Origin of the sequence: Nocardia sp. NPDC059691 (assembly GCF_042733915.1) — a bacterium.
In the GTDB taxonomy this organism is placed as follows: Bacteria; Actinomycetota; Actinomycetes; order Mycobacteriales; family Mycobacteriaceae; genus Nocardia; species Nocardia sichangensis.
In genome coordinates this window covers 18,395-41,245 of sequence record NZ_JBHWFB010000024.1, presented here as the reverse complement: position 1 = coordinate 41,245, position 22,851 = coordinate 18,395, and the positions used below count along the sequence as shown (strand labels likewise).

Annotated in this window: 22 protein-coding genes; 9 read left to right on the top strand and 13 right to left on the bottom strand. The window is 68.5% G+C overall.

Annotation, left to right across the window (positions count from 1 at the left end; all coding sequences use genetic code 11):
• Positions 1-166 precede the first annotated feature (166 nt).
• From ACFV2O_RS35510 to ACFV2O_RS35495, 4 genes are all read left to right on the top strand, one after another.
• Positions 167-409 (top strand): hypothetical protein, encoded by a 243-nt coding sequence (locus ACFV2O_RS35510; protein ID WP_379256084.1) that lies wholly within the window; start codon positions 167-169, stop codon positions 407-409.
• A complete protein-coding gene (locus tag ACFV2O_RS35505) occupies positions 406-615 on the top strand; it encodes a hypothetical protein (RefSeq protein WP_355079772.1) in 210 nt (69 codons plus the stop codon). Before ACFV2O_RS35510 ends, ACFV2O_RS35505 begins: the two co-directional genes overlap by 4 nt.
• A gap of 271 nt (positions 616-886) precedes the next feature.
• On the top strand, positions 887-1,609 hold the full coding sequence (locus ACFV2O_RS35500; RefSeq protein WP_379256083.1) for a TVP38/TMEM64 family protein: 723 nt from the start codon (positions 887-889) through the stop codon (positions 1,607-1,609).
• Positions 1,610-2,032: 423 nt separating this feature from the next.
• A complete protein-coding gene (locus ACFV2O_RS35495; protein ID WP_379256081.1) occupies positions 2,033-2,431 on the top strand; it encodes a hypothetical protein in 399 nt (132 codons plus the stop codon).
• Positions 2,432-2,570: 139 nt separating this feature from the next.
• On the opposite strand, the gene ACFV2O_RS35490 is transcribed toward ACFV2O_RS35495, so the two are convergent.
• A complete protein-coding gene (locus ACFV2O_RS35490; protein ID WP_379256079.1) occupies positions 2,571-3,017 on the bottom strand; it encodes a cupin domain-containing protein in 447 nt (148 codons plus the stop codon).
• A 120-nt stretch (positions 3,018-3,137) separates the two neighbouring features.
• On the opposite strand from ACFV2O_RS35490, the gene ACFV2O_RS35485 reads away from it, so the two are divergent.
• Positions 3,138-3,308 (top strand): hypothetical protein, encoded by a 171-nt coding sequence (locus tag ACFV2O_RS35485; RefSeq protein WP_379256077.1) that lies wholly within the window; start codon positions 3,138-3,140, stop codon positions 3,306-3,308.
• A 226-nt stretch (positions 3,309-3,534) separates the two neighbouring features.
• Entirely contained in the window at positions 3,535-5,238 is a 1,704-nt protein-coding gene (locus ACFV2O_RS35480; RefSeq protein ID WP_379256075.1) for a metallophosphoesterase, read from the top strand.
• Between the two features lie 6 nt (positions 5,239-5,244).
• On the opposite strand, the gene ACFV2O_RS35475 is transcribed toward ACFV2O_RS35480, so the two are convergent.
• Positions 5,245-5,577, bottom strand: coding sequence for a TfoX/Sxy family protein (locus ACFV2O_RS35475; RefSeq protein WP_355079783.1), 333 nt, complete (start codon positions 5,575-5,577; stop codon positions 5,245-5,247).
• A 456-nt stretch (positions 5,578-6,033) separates the two neighbouring features.
• Between ACFV2O_RS35475 and ACFV2O_RS35470 the strand changes: the two genes are divergently transcribed.
• Positions 6,034-8,259 carry a hypothetical protein gene (locus ACFV2O_RS35470; RefSeq protein ID WP_379256074.1) on the top strand — a complete coding sequence of 742 codons (2,226 nt, stop codon included), beginning with the start codon at positions 6,034-6,036 and terminating at the stop codon, positions 8,257-8,259.
• Between the two features lie 234 nt (positions 8,260-8,493).
• On the opposite strand, the gene ACFV2O_RS35465 is transcribed toward ACFV2O_RS35470, so the two are convergent.
• Positions 8,494-9,411 (bottom strand): NAD-dependent epimerase, encoded by a 918-nt coding sequence (locus tag ACFV2O_RS35465; protein WP_379256072.1) that lies wholly within the window; start codon positions 9,409-9,411, stop codon positions 8,494-8,496.
• Positions 9,412-9,552: 141 nt separating this feature from the next.
• Here ACFV2O_RS35465 and ACFV2O_RS35460 point away from each other — a divergent pair, with 141 nt between their 5' ends.
• Positions 9,553-10,554 carry a GlxA family transcriptional regulator gene (locus tag ACFV2O_RS35460; RefSeq protein ID WP_379256071.1) on the top strand — a complete coding sequence of 334 codons (1,002 nt, stop codon included), beginning with the start codon at positions 9,553-9,555 and terminating at the stop codon, positions 10,552-10,554.
• 50 nt (positions 10,555-10,604) lie between these two features.
• On the opposite strand, the gene ACFV2O_RS35455 is transcribed toward ACFV2O_RS35460, so the two are convergent.
• Positions 10,605-13,484, bottom strand: coding sequence for a hypothetical protein (locus ACFV2O_RS35455; protein ID WP_379256070.1), 2,880 nt, complete (start codon positions 13,482-13,484; stop codon positions 10,605-10,607).
• A gap of 297 nt (positions 13,485-13,781) precedes the next feature.
• Here ACFV2O_RS35455 and ACFV2O_RS35450 point away from each other — a divergent pair, with 297 nt between their 5' ends.
• Positions 13,782-14,558: an SDR family oxidoreductase gene (locus ACFV2O_RS35450; protein WP_379256068.1), complete on the top strand. Its 777-nt coding sequence runs from the start codon at positions 13,782-13,784 to the stop codon at positions 14,556-14,558.
• Positions 14,559-14,729: 171 nt separating this feature from the next.
• Here the strand turns inward: ACFV2O_RS35450 and ACFV2O_RS35445 are convergent, their stop codons facing one another.
• The 9 genes from ACFV2O_RS35445 to nirD all read right to left on the bottom strand — a co-directional run bounded on the left by ACFV2O_RS35445 (position 14,730) and on the right by nirD (position 22,849).
• Positions 14,730-14,966 (bottom strand): DUF2892 domain-containing protein, encoded by a 237-nt coding sequence (locus ACFV2O_RS35445; RefSeq protein ID WP_379256066.1) that lies wholly within the window; start codon positions 14,964-14,966, stop codon positions 14,730-14,732.
• 42 nt (positions 14,967-15,008) lie between these two features.
• A complete protein-coding gene (locus ACFV2O_RS35440; protein WP_379256065.1) occupies positions 15,009-15,278 on the bottom strand; it encodes a metal-sensitive transcriptional regulator in 270 nt (89 codons plus the stop codon).
• A gap of 16 nt (positions 15,279-15,294) precedes the next feature.
• Complete coding sequence (locus tag ACFV2O_RS35435) at positions 15,295-17,487, bottom strand: MMPL family transporter (RefSeq protein WP_379256125.1); 2,193 nt, start codon at positions 17,485-17,487, stop codon at positions 15,295-15,297.
• 199 nt (positions 17,488-17,686) lie between these two features.
• Entirely contained in the window at positions 17,687-18,832 is a 1,146-nt protein-coding gene (locus ACFV2O_RS35430; RefSeq protein WP_379256063.1) for an RNA polymerase sigma factor, read from the bottom strand.
• The gene (locus tag ACFV2O_RS35425) at positions 18,829-19,236 is read right to left on the bottom strand and encodes a YciI family protein (protein WP_379256061.1); all 408 of its coding nucleotides are present in this window, start codon (positions 19,234-19,236) and stop codon (positions 18,829-18,831) included. The genes ACFV2O_RS35430 and ACFV2O_RS35425 overlap by 4 nt, the downstream gene beginning before the upstream one ends.
• Positions 19,237-19,281: 45 nt before the next feature.
• Entirely contained in the window at positions 19,282-19,779 is a 498-nt protein-coding gene (locus ACFV2O_RS35420; protein ID WP_379256060.1) for a pyridoxamine 5'-phosphate oxidase family protein, read from the bottom strand.
• A gap of 675 nt (positions 19,780-20,454) precedes the next feature.
• Positions 20,455-21,204 (bottom strand): sirohydrochlorin chelatase, encoded by a 750-nt coding sequence (locus ACFV2O_RS35415; protein ID WP_379256058.1) that lies wholly within the window; start codon positions 21,202-21,204, stop codon positions 20,455-20,457.
• Positions 21,201-22,442 (bottom strand): uroporphyrinogen-III synthase, encoded by a 1,242-nt coding sequence (locus ACFV2O_RS35410; RefSeq protein WP_355079805.1) that lies wholly within the window; start codon positions 22,440-22,442, stop codon positions 21,201-21,203. The genes ACFV2O_RS35415 and ACFV2O_RS35410 overlap by 4 nt, the downstream gene beginning before the upstream one ends.
• Positions 22,443-22,447: 5 nt before the next feature.
• The gene (nirD, locus tag ACFV2O_RS35405) at positions 22,448-22,849 is read right to left on the bottom strand and encodes a nitrite reductase small subunit NirD (RefSeq protein WP_379256057.1); all 402 of its coding nucleotides are present in this window, start codon (positions 22,847-22,849) and stop codon (positions 22,448-22,450) included.
• Positions 22,850-22,851 lie beyond the last annotated feature (2 nt).

Here is a 22,851-nt window from a genome sequence, read left to right as displayed (position 1 = left end):
GCGACGATCGCACTCCCCTCGCCCACCGCCTCTTCCGGCGCGATCCGCCAGTGGATAGTGCCGCCGCGCGGACCATATCGGCCGTCGGGACGCGTTGTGTTGGAAGCCATTCGAGCGTGGGCGGATCAGATGCCGAACCGCCATCGGGGATTCCGGGTGGTGTCCCGTGCCCGATGACGGTCTCGTGCGGCTCTTCCCTAGCGACGCCAACGGCCGACCGCATTCACTGCGGACCCGATTCGCCCACGACAACCCACACTGGCCGGTATCCAGCCGCAAGAACGCACTTCGAGCCCTAGACCTGCATCGCGACTGCGACTACCTCACCTGCTCGACCTTCGTCACCGCCGTGATCGTGAGCCGTGACGACTTCCGCTACTTCCGCGACCGCGAACCGGAGCAGCCGTGACATCCCCACGGCCCGATGAACCCGACGTCCGCCTGTCGATATTCCTGCACGGCATGCGTTTCGACTTCGTCGCTTGCCTCACCGCCGCCCTGCTGTTCGTCCACGAACACCAGACCCGCCGCTACACCGATGCGGTAACCGTAGCGATCACCGACACCAGCGGCCTACGCCGCCTACCGAACGAGCGCCTGTACCTAGAACCCTGAATCGACGGCGGCTCCTTCGATCACCAGTCGCACGCCCAACAGCTGAACGGTGCACACCTGACAAGGCACAGGGAGCCGGGTACAGACCCCGCCGGTTCGCGACCGGGTTTCCACAGAAGCGCGGAGATTCGGGATTCACACCCCGGTCGGCCACCGCCGATAGCTCAAACCGTAGAGCCCCGCTTCGTGATTGTGTCCCGTGCTCCGGCGGCGGGCACTGTGCACCCTCGACGTGAACGTCCGGCCAGCTCGAGGCAGGATTGCGGTCAGCATGACGGACAACGACGGCTTCTTTCGCACCGGACGGCGGCGGCACATCGCGCGGCTGGCGCTGTTCGTCGGGTTTCTGTTCGGGATGTTCTATCTGGTCGCCGTCGCGGGAGTGATCGACGTCGAACGCGTGCGCGACGCGATCGCCGCGACCGGACCCGCGGCCCCGTTCGCCTATCTGGCGGCCTCGGCGGTGCTCGGCGCGATCTTCGTGCCCGGCCCGATGCTGGCCGCGGGGAGCGGTCTGCTGTTCGGGCCGCTGGTCGGGACGTTCGTGACGCTTGGCTCGGCGGTGGGCACGGCGATCATCACCAGCTTCCTCGGGCGGCGGGCGGGCCGCGAAAGCGCGCGCGGGTTGCTCGGCCCGGAGCGTGCCGAGCGTATCGACGCACAGATCGAGCGGCGCGGCCTGTGGGCCGTCGTCGGCCAGCGCTTCGTCCCTGGCATCTCGGATGCGCTGGCGTCGTATGTATTCGGAGCGTTCGGAGTCCCGTTGTGGCAGATGGCCGTGGGCGCATTCATCGGCTCGGCTCCACGGGCATTCGTCTACACCGCTCTCGGCGCATCGATCGGCGACCTGTCGGCCCCGCTGGCCTACACCGCCATCGCGGTCTGGTGCGCCACCGCGATCATCGGAACTTTCGCCGCGCACCGCGGATACCGCAGCTGGCGTGGCGGCGCGAACCGCGAGCCAGAAGCTGCGCCGGATCGCTGCGGGGACTAGGACAAGTTGATCTACCTGCGCCGACTGTGCGATCTAGATGTGGCCGTACCGGTCGAACCCGGCTCGGACACCGCGATTACGCCCATCACCGCCTGCCCAATCGCTGACGCGAGACGGCAAGCGCCGCTTACGGATACGCGACCCCGATGACTCGAAGCGCGTGCCACTGCGAAGCGGTCGGCGTACTTGCTAGCGTTTGTCGCGAAGGTTTCGTTCCGGCCGACGATCCGGGGGTGCGGCTTGCGCATGTGGGTGGGCGTACTCACCTCATGGCACACCGGTTGGATTCGACGACTTCACCGCAACTCACCTCGGTGGCCCGTGGTATGAGTTCACTGCTGTGTGGCGTAGCTGACGTCGCCGTCTGCTCACCACTGGGAGCATCGAGCGTTCCAGACCAGCTGGTATGACACGCTGTCCGTCATGTCCACTCGGCCCATCACCTCGCCGAACCTCACCGGCCAGGGACGTATTGCCTCGATTCTGCGGTTCACCACCGAACTGATTGCCTGGATCGCCACCCCATGGGCACTGGCCGATCACTCGGTCGCGCTCGCGGTCGCGGCATTGGTCCTGCTCATCGGGCTGCCGACCCTCTTCGCCACCCCTGGCGACAAAAGACAGGTCCTCATCCCGGTCCCCGGCATAGTCACCATCGGTCTCGTCGTCCTCCAACTCGCCGCCGCCGTACTCGCATCCTGGGCCACATGGCCGGCCTGGGCGGCCGTCGTCGTCACCACGTTGACGGCCGTCACGGCAATCACCGAACTGCCACGTTGGCGCTGGCTACTCGGGGCACCGGCCCGTCCCGCCGGTCGGTGACCCTAGGACCGACACCGGTCGAATTCCTGCATGATGCCGATACCGTTACGGTGACCGCGCTGCCGGATCGCCCGACCGCGACCGCCGACATCCGGACGCCATCGGGCTCGGCAACCACCGCCCATGCGACCGAACGGCCCTACGCGCAGGCCGGGGCGGGTGCGTCGACGAACAGCGGTTCGCCCGTGGGCGGGGCGTAGACGACGTCGAGGACGAGCGGCTCCGCGCCGAGGTTCCGGCCGATGTGCACGTTCCATTCGCCCGCGGGCTCGTAGATGAACTCGCCGGTGCGGAAGACCGGAGCGTCGCAGTCGGGTCCGGGGTGGGTGAGCGTGCCCGACCGCACGAAGCCGAAGACCGGACCGAGGTGGTAGTGCCAACCAGTGGAGCCGCCGGGGCCGATGGTGATCTCGCGAACGACCAGATCGGTGCCCGCGACGAATGGCACCAGCCCGGCGGGAATCTGCGCCTGGCCGAGGGTGACGGCGGTGATGTCGCTACCGGGCGTCGCCTCGGCGTGCGCCGCACTCACCAGCGCGCCGGCGAGCACCACGGGCGCCACCGCGACGCGGAGAAAGAGCGTCATCCTGGCAGCTTAGCGACGGCGGCGGCGCACCGGAACACTCGGTCGCCGCCCTTCGCTGATCGGCATCCCGCCGCCGTGGTGACGAGTGTCCGCGCTCGGATCCTGGATTACCGTACGTACGTGGCCGGGACAGACGAAGGGGATTCCACGGCGAAGATCATCGCCGCCGTCCTGTCGATGCTCGAATCGCACGGCTACGACGCGGTCCAACTGCGTGCGGTCGCCCGCAGCGCGCACGTCTCCATGGATCCAGAACAGTCGTCGGACGCGACGGATCGGCCGTCGGCGTAGACGCGTCGGCCGCGGCCCTGCCGAGAAGCGCGGCCCGTTGGCCGTCGACCATCCGACTCGAAACCCAGGGGGGTCGCCGGTGAAATACGTTCGGGCATTACGTATTTCACACATTTCCGGCAAATGGAACAAACCCGAATGGCGAAACCGACTGTTCACGAGGTATTCCCGCGTGCGGTGCGATGTCGAGTTGCTCCGTGCGCCGTGCCGGTACAGCATCTGCGGTATGCCGTCCACACCGCTGAATCCAGCAGGCGACATTCCGGACACCGGAATTCCCGGCCATCTCGCTGCCCACATGACCATGCCCGAGCAGCACGAATGGCACCGCGCCTACCTGCGCCGTCGCCCGGTGTCGCGGCGCAACGTACTACGCGGCGCCGCCGCGGCGGCAGCGGTGGCCGCGGTCGGCACGACGCCGTTCGGCAGGCGCGCTTATGCCGACGAGGCCCAGCTCGCGGTGGGTGGACGGCGCGTCGCCTTCGGGCCGGACGCGGCCAGCCAGTTGCGTTTCGCGGCGCAGCTCTCGCGGCGTCCGGCGGGCGCCACGGTGTATCTCGACCACGGACCGACACCGGCGCTGGGCGCGACGGTCCAAGCCGAGGTGCGCAACCTGCTCACCCAGCTGCCCACCGCCGACGGCGGCGTGCTCGCGGCCGAACAGTTCTACGTCCACGCACCGGTGGACGGCCTGCCCGGACGGGTGCCGCACTTCTACCGCTGGCGGACCTCCGACGGATTCGTCGGCGACATCCGCGCCGCCGCACCCGCGATGCCCAGCGCACGCCCCGCGGTCCTTCCGTTCCGGTTCACCATGATGGGCGACCAGGGCACCGACGAAACGCCCGCGCTGCCGGAGGGCGTCGCTCCCGGCGACTACGACGACAAGTACTACAAGGCCGACAACGATCCGGCCGCGCCGCACGCGAGCAACGTGCTGCGCCAGATCGCCGCCGCCCGGCCGGACTTCCACATCCTCGCAGGCGACATCGCCTACGCCGACCCGTCCGGCGCGGGCAAGCCGGGGCAGTTCGCAGCGCACGGAGCGCAGCAGGCGAGCGGTTTCGACAAGTACAACCCCTACGTCTGGGACGTCTACTTCAACGCCATCGAGCCCAGCGCCGCCCAGACACCGTGGATGTTCGCCACCGGCAACCACGACATGGAGGCGACCTACGGCGACCACGGCTACGGCGGGCATCTGGCGCGCCTGGACTTTCCCGGCAACGGTCCGGCGGGCTGCCCGTCGGCGTACACGTTCACCTACGGCAATGTCGCGGTGCTCTCGCTGGACGCCAACGACGTCACCTACGAGATCCGGGCGAACAGCGGCTACTCCGGCGGGGCACAGACGAGTTGGGTGGAACGCACCCTGGCCGCCCACCGTGCCGACCCCGACATCGATTTCATCGTCTGCTTCTTCCACCACTGCGCGTATTCGACCACCGAATCGCACGCCAGCGACGGCGGTGTGCGTGACGCGTGGGTCGGTCTTTTCGACCGCTACCAAGTCGACCTGGTGTTGCAGGGTCACAATCACGTCTACGAGCGCACCGATCCGCTGCGTGGCGGGCAGGCGACGAAGGTCGCGGGCGACAACTCGATCGTCTACCCGGAGACCGACGGCACCGTCTACTACACCGTGGGCGGCGGCGGACGCCCGCGCTACGAATTCCAGCCCGGGTCGCGGGAAACCTTCCGCGGCAGCGAGCTGGCCGACACCTCGGTGCCCAACAGTTACGTGTGGACCCCGGGCGGCGGTAAGCAGGACGAAGCCGCGCCGTGGTCGCGGGTCCGCTTCCGGAATTACTCGTTCCTGCGCGTCGACGTCCGGCCGGGCGTGTTCGCCAGCGAGATGGACGTGGTCGCGGTCGACGAGTACGGACGCGAATTCGACCGTGTGCTGTTCCGGCGGCAGGTCAGGGCCTGAGCGGGGCTACTTCTTCGTTTTGGGTGGGAGGGTCCGGGCGTAGGCGACGCCGCGCTCGACCCATTCCCGCAGTACTTCGTCGTCGTCGACGGCGGTGACCCGCAGCCAGCCGACCATTTCGCGCCCGCCCATGACCATTGGCTCCACCGTGTCACCGAGGAGCCGCTCGCCCTCGTCGGGATCGACCCGCACCAGCAGACCGCCCTGCCTGCTGGCGGCCACCGCCATATTGCCGCCGATCAAGAAGGCCAGGCCGCCGAACATCTTCCGCTCGGTGAGTTCGGGGCCGGGTGCGATCAGTTCCCGGATTCGCTCGGCCAGCTCCTCGTCGTATGCCATGACGGCATTGTTCACCTGGTGTACGACAAGTCGGGCGATCGACGACCGCGTGTCCTCCCCTGGTCGCCGTCCGGGGCGAATATCGCGTACACCGATGACGTGGCTTGCGCCGAAGTCAGTTGGTTGCGCTGAAACACTCTGTATACCAGCCGATTTGGCGCGCTTTGTAAGTAGACGGCCGAGGTGCGTACGTACACTCCCGAGCCGCCTGGATGTCATTGGACGTTCAGGCGGATGTTTCCGTCCCTGTCTGTAATACAGGACGTGAGACGGGGGCGAGATGCCATCGACGTTCGCGTGCAACCCGTTTCGGAATTCGCAGTCGACTGCGCACCCAGAGACGGGACGAAGGACTCTTTCGTGCACATCTGCCCCCAGGCGGTGCGATCACGCACTGTCCGCCTCAGTTCGACCGAGCGGCATTCGATCGGAGTCCCCCGCGAGTTTCCCACAGCCGTGACCGCGTTGCTCGCCGGTGCGCCGAACTGGTGGCCGGGTTCTCGGCCGGGCGTTTGGCGGCGGCGGGCGATCTGGACCACCCTCACTCTCTTCGCGCTCTTCGTGTTCCCGGGTTTCCTCGGTGCGCTGGCCGTCGCCCAAGACGCGGCGGGCAGCAGTTCCGGAACCTCCGGCATCGACGGGCTCAGCTGGATGAACATCCATGACTCGTCTGGCATCCCGCTGTCGGACTACCGATTCGCGACCGGCGACGAGAGCCTGTTCAAGCCGCGCGCCACCATTCTGTGGGCCGTGCTGGGCTTGGAGTTCATCGGCTACATCGCCATCGTGACGACGGCGATCTGGTTGATCGGTTACGCGTTGAGCTTCCGGTGGCTGGACATGTTCAGTGCGGCGTTGCACGGCGTGGCCGACGCGCTCACCGGTCAGATCGCGACCCCGATCATGCTGGTCACCGCGGCGACCATCGGCGCGGTCTGCGTGGCGTGGTTCATCGCGCGCGGCTACCACGCGAAGGCCACCGTGCAGGTGGTGACGATGGTGGGCGTCGCGCTGCTGGGCCCGTTGTTCCTCGCCGAGCCTCTCGCGGATGTGCTGTCCTCGCACGGGTTGCTCGCCCAGGGCCGCGATCTCGGGATCTCGGTGGCCGCCGGTCTGAACGGGAACGCCGACCCGAATCCGACCCAGTTGGTGGCGACGATGCAGAGCGATCTGGCCGACAATTTCGCCCGGAAGCCGCTACAGGTGTGGAATTTCGGGCACACGGTGGACCAGCGGCCCGCCTGCCGATCGGCGTGGTCGTCGGGGGTGGCGGCGGGTGACGACTCCCGGGTGATCAGCGGCCTGAAGTCCTGTGGAGACAGCGCCGCGCGCGCGAAGGCCGAGAATCCCTCCATGGGGCAGGTCGCGACGGGTCTGATGCTGCTGGTCTGCGGCGGTATCCTGCTGGCCTTCGCGATGTACCTCGGTATGAAGGTCATCAAGGCCGCGCTGGACACGATCTATCACGGGTTCATGTCGATATTCGGCTTCGCGGCGGGCGGATTCGTATACGGCCCGACGCAGACATTCCTGGTGCGCAATGTCGTCGACAGTTTCGTCGCGGCGGCACGAATGACGGCGTACACCATCTTCCTCGGGGTCTACGTCTTGTTCATGGGCAATCTGTTCGCGCAGGCGCGCGGACAGGTCATGGCGGTGATCATCATCGCGGGCACCGTCGAGATCGTCGCAGTCCTCCAGCTCAAACGCCTCAGCAGCGGTTTCAGCCGGGGCAACGACTGGATCGCCAACCGATTCGCGCTCGCGATGCAGGGCAGCGGGAGCAAGTCCGGGAGCAGCGGCGGCACCGCCCTCGGCATGGGCGGCGGTGGCGGTGGGAAGTCCGCGCCCGGTATGGGATGGGTGACCCCACTCTCCACGCTCAACACCATCAACTCCTCGCCGGTGACGGCCTGGCTGGCGGGCGGGCGGGTCAATCCGTTCAATCCGCTCTCCAGCACCCGACGGACGATCGAACGCTCCACCAGAAGGATCCTGGCCAGCCGCGAAGCGGGGTACGTCGAGCATCAGCTGTCCCGCACCAACTGGCGTGGTGTGGCGGTCGACGCGGCCGAGCAGGTCGGGGGCATACACACCCAAATCGGCGTGTCGCGGGCCTTGAAAGTATTGCGCGACAACAAGGTTCCCGATTCGCGCATCCATGCTGTCCTGCTCTCCTCCGGCGCGAGCCACGAGCGGGTCACCAATGCGCTGACGGCATACTCCGTCCAGGAGTCGACGGCATCGCAGAACCCGTACAGCTTCGCGCCGTTGCAGAAGGCGATCGCGGCGGCGTGGGCGGTGGACAACCACGTCGGCCACGAAGCGCACGATGCCTTCGCCGCCCAGGCGGTGATCGCCGCGGACAGCTTCGTCCGGCACAGCAACGCGCCCGCCCCCAACGCGAACATCGATCAGGCGTTCGTGCAGCGGGTCGAGCAGAATTGGCATTCGGACCGGGCGCTGCGAGCGGCGATCACCCCGGACGAGTGGGACGGCGCGGGCCGTGACACCCGTTGGGCGATCGGCCACCGAGTCGCGACCATGCACCAGGAAGCGGCCAGGGAGTACTACGCGAACCCGAACGACATCAACCGCGAAGCCCTGATGCGATCGGCCAGGCGCGTCGCCAACCTCGATCACCTGGATCCCGACGGTGGCCTCGACCCCTGGAATCCGTAGCGAGCCGGGCTCGGCGCGCGGCCATTTTCACGCGGTGCACGACCACGGCGCCGCCTACGACACGATCGTCGACCCCAGCACGGGCACCCCGGCCGAACTGGCCAGAACTGTCCTGCGACGACAGCAGTTCGCGGGGAAGGCGACGCCTTCCTGACCGATGTCCGCGCGAGCGCCGGCGCGCGGGTCCTCACCGCGCCGCCACGATATGCGGTCCCAGCACGTCGTGGTCCCGGATCACGCTCGAGCCGCGTGCACCACCTGCGCGAACACCTCGTCGGGGTCGGATGCCTTCAGGCCGAAGGTGTCGCGAATGGCCGAGTCGTCGACCGTGAAGGCCGCGTGCGACATGTGGTAGGTCTCGAACAACTCCGGCCAGAACGGGTCGGTGAGGCCGAGCAGCGTCAGTTCGCGATCGCTCATGACCGCCAGCCGCGGCTCGGGCGCGCCGGCCGCCGCGGCGAATCGTCCGGCGAGCTCCCGCGCGGTCGCGGTGATGCTCGGCGCATGCCACGGCCTGCCCCACGCGCGCTCGTCGCGGGCGACGGCGACCGCTGCCGCCGCCGCGTCGCCGACCGCGGTGTAGGCGTGCGGCAGGTCGAGTTCCTGCGGCAGCAGCGCCAACTGCCCCGCCGAGATCTTCGGCTGTGCGAGGAGCGAGAACACCGAGATCGCGCCGGGACCGATGAATTGGGACGCCCTGACCTCGGTGACGCGCACTCGGCCCGCCAGGTGCGCCTCTTCCGCTTCCCGCCACATGCGGGCGCGAACCCGCCCTTTCGGCCCGGTGGCCGCCAGCGGTGACTGTTCGGTGACCGGCCCGTCGGCCGGACCGTAGCCGTACAGGTTGCCGAGCATCACGTAATTCGCACCGGTCCGCTCGGCGGCGGAGCGAACGGACCCGAACAGCGGCGGGATGGTCTCCGGCCAGGTGTGATACGCGGGCATGGCCATGTTGAACAGAGTTTCGGCGCCTTCGGCGACAGCGGTCAGCGCGTCCGCGTCCGAGGCGTCGAGGGCGATTCGTTCGATGTTGGGGTGCTCGGGCCCCGCGCCGCTGCGGCTGACCATGCGTACCCGGTCGCCGGACCCGGCCAGTAGCGCCGCGGTGGCCGAAGCGGTGGCGCCACGTCCGACGATGACATGCGAAGGCATGCGTATTCCTCTCTGCGACAAGTGTTTCCACACGACCTGCGGCATTCGGGGTTCCGTTCGCCGGTCGTGCGCTACTCAGCCTGCCGGTGCGGCGACGGGTAAGCTACTGGCTGGATTGCCAACTATCCCAAGGATCAGGCCATGCAGACTGTCGCCGTCGTCGCGGTTCCTCCGGTGAAAGCTTTCGACCTGGCCATGCCCGAAACGGTGCTGGGCGCGGCGATGGTCGACGGTGAGCCCGGCTACCGCATCGTGGTGTGCACCGCCGTGCCCGGCGTGCTGCCCGCAGGGCTGGGTGGATTCGACGTGGTCGTCTCCCGGGGCTTGGCGGCGATCGAGGAGGCGGACATCGTCATCGTGCCGAGCACCGGAAGCCGCGCCGACGCGGACGCCGCCACGCTCACCGCCCTGCGTAGCGCGGTGGCCGCGGGCAAGCGCGTCACCTCGATCTGCAGCGGCGCCTTCGTTCTGGCGCAAGCGGGCCTGCTGTCCGGCCGCACCGCCACCACCCACTGGGCTCTCGCCGACGAACTGGCGGCGAACCACCCGGACGTGTCGGTCCGCAGTGACGCGCTGTTCATCGAAGACGGCCCGATCACCACGGCCGCGGGCGCGGCGGCCGGAATCGACCTGTGCCTGCATCTGATCCGCGCCGACTACGGCGCGACCGTCGCGAACGCAGCCGCGCGCACGGCCGTCGTCACCCCGGTGCGGCCTGGCGGCCAAGCCCAGTTCGTGGACGCGCCCTTGCCCGCCGAGAACGGCGTGACGCTCGCCGACACCCGCGCCTGGGCGCTGCGACGCCTGGACCTACCGTTGTCGCTGGACGACCTGGCCGCCCACGCCCGCACCAGCGTGCGCACGCTCACCCGCCGCTTCCATGAGGAGACCGGCCTCAGCCCGCAGAAATGGCTGCTGCACCAGCGCCTGCAACGCGCCAGGGAGCTACTGGAATCCACCACGCTGCCGATGGACCAGGTGGCCAGGCACAGCGGCATCGGCTCGGCGGAGTCGCTGCGCCAGCACATGATCCGGCACGTCGGAGTGCCACCGAGCAGCTATCGGGCGTCGTTCACCCGGTCGCCGGCACACCCGGACTTCACGGACAGGGCGGTCGGCGCCGGAAGACCGACCAGCCCATGAAGGAGCCGTCACGCCGACCGAGCGAAACGCCGGCGGCAGTCGAACGCGCCCTACGGGCAGCGGGCTTGCGCGGGACGCGCAACTCCCATCAAGGCGTTCCATTCGGCGCCGGTGAGATCCGGACCAGCATGCGCACAAGCAGCCCGGATCAGGCCGTCCGGTGAGATGTCCCGTTCGATCAGCGTCCCATCGACGCCGCCGGAGAACGCGGGACCGGGATTCACCGTCACGAGATACCGTCCATCAGCGGACACGGCGACGGCGGATGGGACGTGCCAGACGGAATCAGGCTCGAGTTCGCCCAGATTCGTGCCGTCGGCGGCGAAGACAGTCAGATAGCCTGCCTCGTCTTTCGCGACGACCACGTTCGCGTCCGCAGCGGCGGCGAGCTGCGCGGCCGAGTTCCGAGTACTGCGGAACGGGATCGTCCGCTCTCGATGCGAGCCGGTCCGATCCCAGATCTCTATGCTGTCTTTCCGGCGGATCAGCAGATGCCGTCCGGCGAACAACACCGACTGCGCGTCCTTGCCGTCGATGTCGTGCGCGTTTTGCTCTCGCGCCAAGTCATAGACCGATATGTGCTCGGCATCGCGCATGACCAGGAACTCTCCGGCCGCGTCGATTCCCGCTTCGACGACATGGTCTGTGTCGACCGCGCCGCCCAGCGGGATGAATTCCGAGTTGATGCCGCCGGTGGCCAGATCATGCAGATACGCCCGCCCCCTGCTGTCGAGAGAAACAGCGGTGGGTGATACGGACGACACACCGGCCGCCTCGACGCTGATCTGCGGTGGTGGCGAGGACAGGACCGTCACCTCGAACGGAGTCTCCACGTGGGGTTTGGGCGGGAATACACGTCGCTCGTAGCCGGATGCCGGATTCGCGGCGATTGCCAGCATCGTGCCATCCGCGCGCCAGGCGAGTTTCCCGGATAGTCCCGGTATGGAGAGCTGCCGGGAGGGGTTCGGCCCGAGCTGTTGGATGATCACCACGTCACTGTTGAGCGCCGATTCTCCCGGATCTTTGTCCTGACCGGTGATCACTGCGGTGCGCCCGTCCGGGGACAGCGACAAGCTTGGTTCACAAGAATTGCATCCTTTGACGATCGGCACCGCTAAAGATTTCGCCAGCCGGTCGCGCTGCGCGAGATCCCACAGGGTGATCAGTCGCCCGGACGCCGAAACCAGCTGCGTTTCGGAGGTCCCGAGGAAACGCAGTAGCTTCCGGTCGAAATCGACGGCGGTACCGGTGATCAGCGGTGGCGGTTCCGGAGGCCTCGGCTCGCCGGTGACGGGCCCGACATAGAACCCGGCGTCGGCACTGGGCACCGCCGCTATCCGCGCCGAGCGGCTGAGCACGGCGGGAGCCGATCGCCTCGGCATCGCGACGCCCACATATCCGGGCTCTGGGCGCACAGCGCTCGGAGTCGGACGCAGCCGGAAAACCGGCGCCGGAATACCGGGCAAGACGGCGCAGGCGAACGAGGACCCGTCGGGCGACAATTCCCCGACGTCTTGGCCGTCGCCGCAGGCGTTGTCGGTGTCGAAAGGTGAAAGATCTCGGTCGGCGCCGCCGCGAAGCGAGATCTGCCGCACCTTGCCGCCGGTTTCGAGCAGACGCAACGCCGTGTCGTCGGTGAACACCATACTCGTCACCGCTCGGTCGATCGGATGTGACGAGAGAACCCGTCCAGCGGCATTGTCGATGATGTCGACCGTCCCCGGGGTGCCTTCCGCCGCCTCGGTCTCCTTGCGATGGACCGCACCGAACTTCCCGGACGCGGATACGGCGACGACATCGACTTCGCTCGCGCCGGGCACGCCGAAGTCCGGCCGACCGGAGTTGCTGCCCCACAGTGTGATCGAGGCGCCATCCGTGGCGAGAACCGTCCGGCCGTCCGCGGCGACGGCCAGCGAGCGGATCTCGCCGGGCAAACGCGCGACCGAGGTCGTCACCGAGCCTCCCGGCGCCCATGTCACGACTTGTCCATCGGCGAGCCCGGCAACGACGGTTCGACCGTCGGCACTGCTCTGCAAGGCCGTGACCTCCGCAGGCGCCGCAACGTAACGAGCGACTTTCGGACTGGCCAGATTCGCGCGCAGCAGGGCGGCTCGGTGACGTGGACTCGGGTCGAGACGGTACGCCGCCACGGCCAGCAGCAGGGCCGCGCGGACATCCGTGGCCATCTTGGTGTCGGCGACGGAGGCCATGAGCCGCGCCGTGGCGATCCTGGCCTGCTCCTCGGCGCGATTGCTCTGCACCCGGGCCACGACCGCCGCGATCAGCGCCACGACGAGCAAGATGACCAACGCGCCGATGGCGGTTCTCGCCCAGCGCAAGTTCCGTTTGGTCTGCTGGTAACCCTCGGATTTGACGTCGGCCTCGGAGACGCCGCGAATCACCGCGGCGATCCCGACCGCGATGGCGTCGATGTCCGGACGCGGGACTCCGTTCGCGTCCGCACGCCATTTGAGCGTTTTGTATACGGGTTCGGACGCGAAAACACCGAACAGGCGTGGCGGTAGCGCGGTGGAGCGCGCCCGGTCCCAATCCCCGGCTTCTTCGTCCCAGAACAGGGACCCGGCACTGAGGACCAGCAATATCGTCTCGGGAGACCGATTCGCCAGCCACCACTCGATTTCGCGGTCCACCCATTTGGAGCCGGCAGCCTCGGGTGAAGCCACCACGACGAGCCACTCCGAACGCGACAGGCCCGCGACGATCTTGCCCCACAGTTCGGCACCGATCGGGACACCGCTGTAGTCGAGGAAGATGCGCGTTCGCGGGAAGCGGTACCAGGGTCGTGGCAGCTTTTCGATCGCGTTCTGGACCAGCGGAAGCACCGCACGGTCCCGCTCGCCGCTATAGGACAGGAAAGCGCCGTATCCGGTGTCCGCACGGGTGGTGCGGCGCCTCAGCGCCGCACGCACAACCGCTCCTCGCGTCCTACCGCGTTCGCGCCGCCACGAGCCATGCCTCCCACCGACATCAGGTCCCCTCTCCCGATCGTAGCGGCTCCTGCACTCGCCTCGACATCGATTCAACCACCGCGTCAGCGTTCGGAGCTCGATACCAGAAGATCAGTCCTGCAATCATTTTCGCCGATATGAGACGAGGACAGGCGATTCGGCGTTCGGTCACCACGTCATGCCGCGAACGTCCTGGGCGACGCACCGTGTGACGACGGCCTCGCGCGTTCCCGCGGACATCGGCGGTAGAAGTGGTCCATGACCAAGATTCTCGTCACGGGCGGAACCGGCGCGCTGGGCAGGCAAGTGGTCGATCGATTGCGTGAAGCGGGCCATGACGTACGGGTACTGTCCCGTCGCCCTGGCGCGGGCACGCACGTCGGCGACCTGCGAACCGGTGTCGGCGTGGCGGAGGCGGTGGCGGGAACCGAAGTGATCGTGCACGCGGCTTCGGATTTTCGTCGCGCGGGTGGCGCGGACCTCGAGCAAACCGAGAACCTGCTGCGGCATGCACGGGAGGTTCGGCACCTGCTCTACGTGTCGATCGTCGGGATCGACCGGATCCCGTTCCGGTACTACCGCAACAAGCTGGCCTGCGAGCAAGCCGTCGTCGACAGCGGCGTCCCGCATACGATCCTGCGGGCGACGCAGTTTCACGAGCTGATCGCGGCAGTGTTGCGGACCGTCGAGAAATGGCCGGTGGCGCCGTTGCCCACGACCTTTCGTTTCCAGCCGGTCGCCGCCGCCGACGTGGCGCGGCGGGTGGCCGAGTTGGCCGTGGGCGAGCCGCTCGGCCGGGCACCCGACTTCGGCGGTCCGGAGGTGCTGACGATGGCACAGTTGGCGCGGGTTTGGCAGGGTGTCCGACATCGGCCCCGGCGTATCGTCCCGCTCCCCGTTCCGGGACGAGTCGGGAGCACGTTCCGGGCCGGCCTGAACACATGCCCGGATCATCCCGACGGCACGCAGACCTGGTCACAGTTCGTCGCGTCGAATCCGGCGAATCCCTACACCGGTCGGAAGAAGCCTTCCTGACCGCGAGACTTCGACCGCACCGACTCATTGCCGACGCGAACGGGGCGGGCCCAATCGTCCGGGCGCACGCGATCCGACGCCCGGCCCGCCCGCGAACCGCGGCCGGTTCAGCGCCGCTCAGGCTCTGTCGGCCGCCGCCGATTCGACGGCCGCCGAGCGCGTCGATGTCGGTCAGCGCGAATTCGGGCTGGCGCCCGCGGGAATGCCGGCGCGGCGCATGAGCAGGGTGGCCGGGCACCAGCCCACGGCGCTGTAGAGCAGCAGATTGGCCCCGACCAGGGCGGGAAGCAGCAGCCACCACGCCGAGATCGTCGCGGCGAGGACCGTGCCGAGCAGCACGAACGTTCCGGCCAGCAGCGGAACCAGGCGTGCGATGGTCCATTCACCTGTCCAGCTGGATTCGATCATCGGTCATCCTTCTCCAGATCACGCCCTCGCGGAACGCGTGCGTCACGCGAGGGCGAGGAACAGTTTCTCCAGTTGATCCACCGTCATCGGATCGGCGGTCTCGGCGTCGGGGTTCGCGAGGCATTCCCGCAGCCCGGTGGCGACGATCTTGAAACCCGCTCGGTCCAGTGCCCTGGAGACCGCGGCGAGCTGGGTGACCACGTCTTTGCAGTCCCGGCCCTGCTCGATCATCGCGATCACTCCGGCGAGCTGGCCGTGCGCGCGGCGCAGCCGATTGAGTACCGAGGCGATGGCGTCTTCGTCGCCGACCATGATGTTTCTCCTTCTCTCACTTAGTCTTCACAATACCCCTTGGGGTATCATCCGCCGACTCCGTCCGCTCGTGGGCGAAACTGACGGTGGGCAGAATCCGGCGCAGCCAAGCCGGGGACCACCACGCGGCCCTACCGGTCAAGCGCAGCGCGACCGGCAGCAACACCAAGCGCACTACCACCGCGTCCAGCAGCACCGCGACGCCGAGGATGATGCCCATCTCCTTCGGCGGAAGCGGATCGGCCAGCGCGAAGGTGAAGAACACCGCGACCATGACCGCCGCTGCGGCGAAGATGACCCGGCCGGAGTGGGCCAGCCCGTCGATGCCCGCCGTCCGGGGATCTCGCGAGCGCTCGTAGTGCTCCTTGGCCGTGGCCAACAGGAACACGGTGTAGTCCATGGCGATGGCGAAGATCATCGCGAAGAAGAACACCGGTCCCCAACCGTCGAGGAATCCCTGCGGACTGAAGCCGAGCAGGCCCGCGCCGTGACCGTCCTGGAAGATCAGCTTCGCCACACCGAACGCGGCCGCGGTCGACAAAAGGCTGACCAAGGTGCCCAGCGCGGCGATGAGCGGCGCTTGCAACGCCACCAACAGCAGGACGAAGCCCAGGACGAGGATCACCCCCACGACGATCGGCAGATAGTCGTCGAGCGCCTGTTGCAAGTCGAGGTTTTCCGCCGGTGCGCCGCCGACGAGGGCATCGGCAGGCAGTCGCCCACGCAGGTCGTCGAGGACGCCGCCCAGCCGGTCGTCGGAAGGATCGACGGCGGGCAGCGCCTGCATCATGACCAGGCCGGAATCATCCGCGGCGGGCGCGGGCGGCGTGACTATGGCGATGCCGTCGGTCGTGGCTGCCGACTCGGCGCTGCGGGCGGCCTCGGCCTCGGGGACGACGATCTGCAATGCGCCTGGCGCGCCCTCGCCGAGTTGACGCTGGACCAGTTCGTAGCCCTGACGCACGGGCGCGTCGGCGGGCACGACCTGGATCGAGGGCATCGCGACCTGCAATCCGGTGGCAGGCAACGCCAGCGCCACCAGCACACCGAGCCCCGCGAGCGCGAACGGCCACGGGTGATCGTGCAGTAGCTGCCCCCAGCGGGCGAACCGCGGCGAGCGATGCTGCTGACGGGTCGCGTACGGCAGTGCCGCGGCGTTGATCCGGCCACCCAGCGCGCCCAGCGCCGCCGGCAGCAACGTCAGCGTGGCGGCGAGCACGAACACCACCGCGAGCATGATTCCCACGGCCATGGTGCGCACCGCGGGCGCCGGAACCAGCAACACCGCCGACAGGCTGACCAGCACGGTCAACCCGGAGAGCACGACAGCCTTGCCCGCGGTGGCCATGGTCTCGGCCACCGCCGAACGGGAATCGGCGGACTTGGTGAGCGCGTCACGGAAGCGGGCGACCAAGAACAGCGCGTAGTCGATGCCCAACGCGAGAGCGAACATCATGGCGAAGTTCATCGCCCACACCGAGATCGGCGTGAGGTGGTTGAGCAGCACCAGACCACCGGCCGAGGCGACCAGCCCGGCCACCGTCAGCAGCAGCGGAAGCCCGGCAGCGACCAGCGAGCCGAAGGCCAGCACCATGATCGCCAGCGTGACCGGCCAGGAGAACAGCTCGGCCTCGAGCATCGCCTCGTGGTTGGCCTTGTTGAAATCGCTCCACAACGCCGACGCACCGGTGGGATAGACCTCGACTCCGTCCCCGGACAGCGCGGTCAGCGCCGCCTTGTGCTCGTCGACGGCCTTCACCATGTCGTCGGTGGAGGCGTTCGCACCCGCGATCAGGATGCCGGTGTGGCCGTCCGGGCTGATCGTCATGCCCGGCTGCGGCGGGACGACGGCGCCGAAGCGGGAATCGTCCGCGAAGATCGCCGAGATCCGGCCCAATGTCTGCCGCATCGTCGGATCGGCGACGGTCTCGGTGTCGGAATGCACCACTACCTGCACCGCCGCCGACGAATTCCCGCCGAAGTGTTGCTGGGCCAGCTCACGGACCCGCACCGACTCCGAACCATCGGCCTGCCATCCGGCTCCGGCCAGCGAGGTGAACACGCCGGGCGCCGCCGCCCCGAGCGCCACCAGCGACAACAGCCACACCGCGAACACGATCCGGGCCCGCCCTGCCATCATCGCGCCCCATCGCGCCAGCAGGCCGCCGGGTCGCACCGCCTTGCCTGCGTCGACCCGGTCCTGCCCCATGAATGTCGTCGGCCGCATCGACGCTCCCTTTCCCTGCTGTACGAATCGCAGCACTCAACCTGCTCTGGCATACCCCTGGGGGCATATCCGACTATACCCATGGGGGTATTTAAGGCGTAGTGGCTTACCCCACAGGGTTCGGAGATTCCCGATGACAGCAGCGAGGGGAGCAGACTCCGTGTGGGTGAGCAACCCGTGCTCACGAACGCAGTGACTGCCTCACCCGCGCCGCCTCACGGGTGAGGTGGTCGCGTTCCGGCGCGCTGGTGGCTGCTCGGGATGCCTCGGCGTACAGCTCGGCGGCCTGCTCGAGGTCGCCGGCGCGTTCGAGGAGATAGGCGCGAACGGCGGTGTACCGGGGTAGATCGGAATCCACCTCGCTCAGCTCTGCCAAGCCGGCTTGCGGTCCGTCGGCCTCGCCGACGGCGACCGCGCGGTTGAGTCGCACCACCGGGCTACCCGTGAGGTGCAGTAGCTCGTCGTACCACTCCACGATCTGCACCCAGTCCGTCTCGGCGGCGCTCGGCGCATCCGCGTGCAGGGCGGCGATCGCGGCCTGCGCTTGGTATTCGCCCAAGCGGTCACGAGCCAGCGCGGCTTGCAGAATCGTCACTCCTTCGGCGATCAGGCCGGTGTCCCAACGAGTTCGGTCCTGTGCACCGAGCGGCACCAGGCGACCGCCAGGGCCGAGGCGAGACGCGCGGCGGGCATGGTGCAGCAGCATGAGCGCCAAAAGGCCCGCGACCTCGGGCTCGTCGGTGGAGCCCGCCAACTGGCGGGTGAGGCGGATCGCTTCGGCTGCCAGATCGACGTCCCCGCTGTAGCCCTCGTTGAAGACGAGGTAGAGGACGCGCAGCACCGTCGCCAGATCGCCGGGACGATCGAGCGGCAGCCCCGCGATACGCCGCTTTGCCCGGCTGATCCGTTGTGCCATGGTCGCTTCGGGCACGAGGTATGCCGTCGCGATCTGCCGCGTCGTCAGGCCGCCGACCGCGCGCAGCGTCAACGCGACGGCCGAGCCGGGCGACAGCGACGGGTGCGCGCACAGGAAATAGAGCCACAGCGAGTCGTCCGTGCCCGGCACCGGACCGGTCGGCGGCTCGACCTCCACGGCGAGTTCCCGCCCGCGCCGCGAGGTTTCGGCCCGGGCGACATCGAGGAACTTGTGCCAGGCGGCCGCGACGAGCCAGGCTTTCGCATCGCGCGGTGGATCGTCCGGCCAGCTTTGCAGCGCGCGGATCAGAGCCTCCTGCACGGCATCCTCGGCCGACGCGAAGTCGGCCCCGCGCCGGACGAGGACACCGATCACCGCGGGCACGAGCTCCCGCAGCAGAGACTCGTTCACTCGGTCACCGTGGGCAACGCAGTGAGGAACGGCCGCACCTCCAGCCACTCCTGGATCGGCTTACCGCCCGCACCGGGTGCCGCGGACAGCTCTGCGGCCAGCTCGAGTGCGCGCTCGTAGGTCTCGACGTCGATGACCATCCAGCCCGCGATCAGGTCCTTCGTCTCGGCGAATGGTCCATCGGTGACCGGCGGGCGGCCCTCGCCGTCCGAGCGGACGAACGCGCCCTGCGGGGAAAGCGCTTGACTGTCGACGAACTCGCCGGTGGCCTCGAGCCGCGCGGCGAAGTCCTGCATGTACTGCACGTGGGCCGCGAGTTCCTCCGGGGTCCACTGGTCCATCCGCACGTCGTTGACCGGTGCCGGTGCGCCTCGGTAGTGCTTGAGCAGCAGATACTTGGCCATCATCTTCTCCTCGGATCGGTAGTGCCCATTCTTGCCGCGTCGCTCTCAGGCGTGCTGACGTTCGGCCCGTCGCCGGATCAACTCCTCTACCGGGCTGGGCAGGGTGGTTTCGAAGTCGATGAGTTTCGCCCAAGTCGGGGTGACGACGATCCGGACCATGCCGTCGTAGAGCGAGCGGACCTCGGCCTCCCACTCGACGCGCTGCTCGGGTGTCATCTCGTAGCTGCCGTTCATCTGGAGATACTCGTCCGGGATGCCGTCGACGACGTCCAGATCGGCGCGCCCGCGGACGAGCAGCATCTTGGGCGGGTGGACCTCGGTGTCGATGGTCAGGGCAACCATCGGGTTCTTGCGCAGTGCGAATAATTTCGGAGCGTTCTTGCTGGTGCACAGAACGATCTCCGAGCCGTTCCAAGTGAAGGCGATCGGGATGCTGCGCGGTGTGCCGTCCGTGGCGACATAGGCCAGGCGGGTCAGGTCGCGGGCCAGCAGCTCCTGGCTGATCGGGCGGTTCAGGATCTCGGTGATCTCGGTCGGTCGCATGGTGATCGCTCCTACGTCGGGGTCGTCGAGCGACATGTCCGTAGCCGCTCGTATCCCTGGGACGGAGCCGACCGGACGTTCTCGACATCCGGAGCGCACCAATTCCGAAAATTTCTGGGCTCGATCGCCACGACACCGCACAACTAGGCTTGACCGGCGCGATCGTCATCCGCAGCCGCGCCCGCCCTATGCGCTCGCCGCGGAACAGGGTGCCGATCCGGTCGCCCGAGGTCTGCGGATCGGTGGAGGAGAGTGGCGGCAACTGCCGGTTCACGCGGCAGCCCATCGTGGCGAGGAACGGTTGGCAGCGCGTTCAGCTCGCCGAATTGCTTCGGCGTGACCTTGTGCGCCGACGGTCACGGGTTCCTGCTGGGCATGGGTGTGCGACCTGGCGCACCACCGTCTCCGGTCTCGGCCGGATCACCCGCGCCACGCTCGGGTACTCACACGCCAGCCGGAACAGAAACGTCGGCGAACCGCCCGCGCCAGCAGGAAACGTCCAGTTCCGCGAACTCCAGCTGGCCCGACCCGACGAATCACCCGCTACCAGGAGATAGGCCGAACATCGCTATTTTTCGGCGCGGCAACTACCGGTACTCGAATCGATCGAACGGCATCGATCGCGCCAGTTCGCGTCCTCGCGCCACCGATTCCGCGGCGGTGGAAGGCCGATGCTCAGCGAACCCGCGCCCGCACCGACTCGCCAGCGGCGACCCGGTAGCGCTCGGCGATCAACCGGACCACTGCCGGGTGCACGCCGATGGGTTCGGCGACGCCGTCCGCGCCCGCCTCGTGCAGACGCTGCTGGAACAGTCCGTGCGCCAGCAGATAGGAGGCGACGAACACCCGGTCCGCCCCCGCCGCGCGCAGTTCCGCGACGACCTCCGGCACTCGCGGCGCACCGGTCGCGACGTAGCCGATACGTACCGGAACGCCGAGGCGTTCGGCCAGCAGCGCGGCCGCGCGCCGGACATCCTGGCGGGCCCGGGCGTCCGAGGAGCCCGCGGCGGCGAAGACCACCGCGTCACCCTGGCGCCAACCCGCGGCACGCAGGCGCATCGCCATGATCCGCGCGAGCGCGGGATCCGGCCCCATGGCGGGCGTGACCGTCACCGCGGGATGGTCGCTCTCGGCGACCTCGCGCGGCACGTCCTGGTAGACGTGATAACCCGAGGCCAGGAACGCCGGAACCACCACGGCGGGCACGGATTCCCCGGCCGGGGTCACCAGATCGCGCAGCACTTCCGAAGGCGAAGGACCGAGGACGTCCACGAATGCCGTACGCACCCAGGGCGTCTCGGTGCCGGGCCCCGAAATCCCGGCACCGAGCTCCTTCGTCACGGCCTCGGCGAGCGCCGCGATCATCTGCACGCCCTTGGTGCTGCGGGTCCCGTGGGCCACGAGCACCAGGGCGGGCGCGGTCACCAGCTCCCCGCAGTCTGGATGTACCGAGGTGCCCGGGTCGGAATTCCGACACCGGGCACCTGCGGTCCTCCTGTCGCGGTGGGCCGTGGGTTGTTGTCGATACATTCCGCCGGGTCCAGCGCGAGCCGATACCCACGTTTGACCACGGTCTGGATCGCTTTCGGCGTGCCGAGTCCGGCGCGCAGCCTGGCGATGGCGGTCTCCACCGCGTGCGTGTCGTCCCCGCCGCCGGGCAGCGCGGCCAACAGGTCCTCGCGCGAGACGACCCGACCGGGCTGGCGGGCCAGCGAACGCATCAACGCCATCGGCGCTGGCGCCAGCTGACGCACCTCACCGTCGACCACTACGCACGCGCCGCGCACGCTGATGATGTGGCCTGCGGCGTGAATCCGGTTGGCCCGCCTGGGCAGTTCCTCGGCGACGTGGCGGGCCAGCGCGCCCAGCCTGGCTCGGCCCGGCATCGAGGTGGGCACCCCGAGTTCCTCCAGCGGGGCGGCCGTGATGGGGCCGACGCAGGCGGGCAGCACCCGGCCGCGCAGCGCGTACAGCAGCCCTTCCAGCAGCCCGGTCTCCTTGGCGCGCATCAACATCGACGCCACGGCGGGGGCGCTGGTGAAGGTGACGCAGTCCATGCCCGAAGTGACGATGGCCTCGATCAGGTGGTCCATCGGCCCCTGATCATCCGGCGGCACCCAGCGGTACACCGGCACCGGAACGACATCCGCTCCCGCGCAACGCAATACCTCGCAGAAGTCGGGCACCGGCTCCCACTCGGTGGTAGCCCCGTGCAACTGCACGGCGATCCGAACACCTTCCACGCCCTCGGCGAGCAGGTGATCGAGCACTTCGGCGGACGACTCGGAGGCCGGCGACCACTCTTCGCGCAGTTCCGCGGCGCGGATGGCGCCCTTGGCCTTCGGGCCGCGGGCGAGCATCCGGGTGGTCCCCAGCGTCGCGCGCAGGTCCTCGGCGAGACCCCAGCCCTCGGCGGCCTCCATCCACCCGCGGAAGCCGATTCCCGTGGTGGCCACGGTGATCTGCGGTGGATCGGCGACCAGCTGTCGGGTCACCCGCTCCAGCTCGTTGTCGTCGGCGAGCGGGATGATGCGGATGGCCGGTGCGGAAACGATGTTCGCGCCCCGGCGTTCCAGCAGCGTGGCGAATTCCTCCGCCCGGCGGGCCGCCGTGATGCCCACCGTGAATCCGGCCAGGCTCGCGCCCGCGTCAACTGTTGTCATTGGGTTCATCCATCCGAGGACGCGAGCGCGGTGGCCACCGGCTCGTTGGAAATCGAGACGATGCCGTCGTCCACGCGCACCGCGTACACCGGCAGCATCGCCGATTCGTCGTCCAGGCAATGCCCGTCGACCAGGGAGAAAGCCTGCTTCAGCAGCGGCGAGGCCACGACGGGCGCCCCGCCGCGGTCGCCGACGATCCCGCGCGACATGACCGCCGCCCGGCCGATCGGATCGATATTGCCGACGGCGTACAGCATGCCGTTCTCCAGCAGGAAGAGGGCGGCCTGTCGGCCACCTTTGAGCAACACCGCAACGCCGCGGCCGGGAATCAGGTAGTCGAGTCGGCAGGCCTGCGTCCACCCAGTGGTGGTAGCTGCGGCGATGCCGGGGGTATCGATCACGGTCATCG

Coding starts and splice junctions, on each gene's coding strand:
- ACFV2O_RS35500 (WP_379256083.1), top strand. CDS start 887: ATGACGGACAACGACGGCTTCTTTCGCACCGGACGGCGGCGGCACATC.
- ACFV2O_RS35495 (WP_379256081.1), top strand. CDS start 2,033: ATGTCCACTCGGCCCATCACCTCGCCGAACCTCACCGGCCAGGGACGT.
- ACFV2O_RS35490 (WP_379256079.1), bottom strand. CDS start 3,017: ATGACGCTCTTTCTCCGCGTCGCGGTGGCGCCCGTGGTGCTCGCCGGC.
- ACFV2O_RS35480 (WP_379256075.1), top strand. CDS start 3,535: ATGCCGTCCACACCGCTGAATCCAGCAGGCGACATTCCGGACACCGGA.
- ACFV2O_RS35475 (WP_355079783.1), bottom strand. CDS start 5,577: ATGGCATACGACGAGGAGCTGGCCGAGCGAATCCGGGAACTGATCGCA.
- ACFV2O_RS35465 (WP_379256072.1), bottom strand. CDS start 9,411: ATGCCTTCGCATGTCATCGTCGGACGTGGCGCCACCGCTTCGGCCACC.
- ACFV2O_RS35460 (WP_379256071.1), top strand. CDS start 9,553: ATGCAGACTGTCGCCGTCGTCGCGGTTCCTCCGGTGAAAGCTTTCGAC.
- ACFV2O_RS35450 (WP_379256068.1), top strand. CDS start 13,782: ATGACCAAGATTCTCGTCACGGGCGGAACCGGCGCGCTGGGCAGGCAA.
- ACFV2O_RS35445 (WP_379256066.1), bottom strand. CDS start 14,966: ATGATCGAATCCAGCTGGACAGGTGAATGGACCATCGCACGCCTGGTT.
- ACFV2O_RS35440 (WP_379256065.1), bottom strand. CDS start 15,278: ATGGTCGGCGACGAAGACGCCATCGCCTCGGTACTCAATCGGCTGCGC.
- ACFV2O_RS35435 (WP_379256125.1), bottom strand. CDS start 17,487: ATGGGGCAGGACCGGGTCGACGCAGGCAAGGCGGTGCGACCCGGCGGC.
- ACFV2O_RS35425 (WP_379256061.1), bottom strand. CDS start 19,236: ATGGCCAAGTATCTGCTGCTCAAGCACTACCGAGGCGCACCGGCACCG.
- ACFV2O_RS35420 (WP_379256060.1), bottom strand. CDS start 19,779: ATGCGACCGACCGAGATCACCGAGATCCTGAACCGCCCGATCAGCCAG.
- ACFV2O_RS35410 (WP_355079805.1), bottom strand. CDS start 22,442: ATGACAACAGTTGACGCGGGCGCGAGCCTGGCCGGATTCACGGTGGGC.
- nirD (WP_379256057.1), bottom strand. CDS start 22,849: ATGACCGTGATCGATACCCCCGGCATCGCCGCAGCTACCACCACTGGG.